We start from the raw sequence: 1523 nt of genomic DNA, 5'->3' as shown, positions 1-1523 counted from the left end.
ATGATGGTCCTGTTCCTCGGTGCGATCTACTCGCTGTCCTTCCTGACGCTGGAAAACACCTGGCCGATGGCCGTCTGCCTGATTCTCTTCGCCGCCGCGTTCTGGATCCCGCAGACCCTGCTGGGCCGCTCGGATTCGGCCGGCGAAAACTAGGCCACTCCTAACTTTTAAATGACTGAAGCTCCGGTTCGTCCGGAGCTTCAGTCATTTAACCGGTGGCAGTCCTAGCTGTACTGAGCCATCAGGTTGGTGACACCCGGGTGATGGGTGTGGTTCCGATGCCGGTGTGGATTCGTTCAGTGTTGTAGTGCTGGAGCCAGGGCGCAAGTGCGGATTGGCGGTCGTTGCTGCTGGTGAAGACCTGCCGGTAGGCCCATTCGGTTTGCAGGGTCCGGTTGAAGCGTTCGGCTTTGCCGTTGGTCCAGGGGCAGTGGGGCTTGATGAAGCGCTGAACTGCTCCAAGATCTGCGACTGCCTGGCGGAACGCGGCGGAGTTGCGGTAGGCGAAGGCGTTGTCGGTGATGACGCGTTCGATCCGTTGGATGCCGTGGCCGGCGAAGTAGCCCGCGGCGCGGGTGAGGAACCCGGCCGCGGTGGCACCCTTCTCGTCGGGAAGGACCTCGGCGTAGCCGATGCGGGAGTGGTCATCGATCGCGACGTGGACGTAGTCGTAACCGATCCCGCGTCCCTTGACCTGCTCCGAGCGGCCATGGGCCCGCCAGCCGCCGCCGTCCGGGATGCGCCCGAGCTTCTTGACGTCCAGATGGACCAGTTCCCCGGGCCGTGCCCGCTCGTACCGCTTCGCCGTGGTCCGGGCGGCGCGGATCGGGGCACCGGTCAGCGGATCGCAGTCCGCCAGCCGCGGGACCCCGTGCCGGTGCAGGATCCGGGACACCGTCCGGGCCGGGACGCCGGTGAACGCAGCGATCCTCAGCGGTCCGAACCGTAACGACCGCCGGGCGTCCAGAACGGCTAGCTCACGGTCGGAACTCGTCCGGGCCGGTGATGACCGCGGCCGGCTCGAACGGTCCCGAAGCCCGGCCGCGCCCTCGGCCCGGAAACGTCTGACCCACCGGTACGCGGTCTGCCGGGACACGCCCAGCTCCGCCGCGATATGGGCGACCGGGCGACCGGCGGCCACCCGGTCAACGATCAGGAGTCTTCCATGAACCGTCAACCGGGCATTAACGTGGGACACGAGGACCTCCGAGCGCAAAGTGTGTGAACTAGACAGCTCCACTTAGCCCGGAGGTCCTCCTCGTTTTCAAGCCCTACATGTCAACAACGTCCCGGCTCAGTACACCTAGACGGCGAGACGGGGGAATAGGCGGCGAAACAGGGGAGTAGCCTCCAGGCACCACTCCAACCACCCGTTGCGCTATCGGTCATGGCGGTTATGGACGCCGAATGACGACCAGGACTGATAGCGCAACCAGGTAGGCAGGGTGGATTTAGTAGGCCTTGACCCGCTGTTCGACGACGAGGTGGACCAGGGCGAACACACCGTCCCGGTCGATGGCGGC

Annotated in this window: 1 protein-coding gene; it reads right to left on the bottom strand. The window is 65.3% G+C overall.

Features of this window, described 5'->3' with window-relative positions; genetic code table 11:
- Positions 1-241: 241 nt before the first annotated feature.
- On the bottom strand, positions 242-1198 hold the full coding sequence (locus Y706_RS0102700; RefSeq protein ID WP_028275362.1) for an IS481 family transposase: 957 nt from the start codon (positions 1196-1198) through the stop codon (positions 242-244).
- Between the last annotated feature and the right edge of the window lie 325 nt (positions 1199-1523).

The organism is Arthrobacter sp. I3, assembly GCF_000520575.1.
In the GTDB taxonomy this organism is placed as follows: Bacteria; Actinomycetota; Actinomycetes; order Actinomycetales; family Micrococcaceae; genus Arthrobacter; species Arthrobacter humicola_A.
Note: the sequence above shows the minus strand (reverse complement) of the source record. Positions and strands in the feature narration are given on the sequence as shown.